Source organism: Pseudomonas sp. 2995-1 (genome assembly GCF_002742505.1).
Lineage (GTDB): Bacteria > Pseudomonadota > Gammaproteobacteria > Pseudomonadales > Pseudomonadaceae > Aquipseudomonas > Aquipseudomonas sivasensis.
Window position 1 is genome coordinate 1 of sequence record NZ_LJSA01000075.1, and the last position, 242, is coordinate 242.

Sequence of the window (242 nt, forward strand, 5' to 3'; positions counted from 1 at the left end):
CTTGCTAAGTATTCAACATCTTCTAATAAATTTGGAACAACCGTATCTGCAATTGAATTTATACTCCAGGGAAGTTGCCAGGACTTTATTTTTCCAATGACATCCTCATTCGCCAGAACATAACCGATACGAAGACCCGGGATAGTATACATTTTCGTTAATGAACGTAACAACACTAAATTACCATAGGACGGTAGCCAGCTTGTAAGAGACAATTCTGTTGATGGTAGAAAGTCTACAAA

Annotated in this window: 1 protein-coding gene; it reads right to left on the reverse strand. The window is 37.6% G+C overall.

Annotated elements, in window-relative coordinates:
* Window positions 1–242 (reverse strand): aminotransferase class I/II-fold pyridoxal phosphate-dependent enzyme (locus AOA61_RS30765; RefSeq protein WP_143521132.1); only part of this gene is annotated, 242 nt, incomplete at both ends.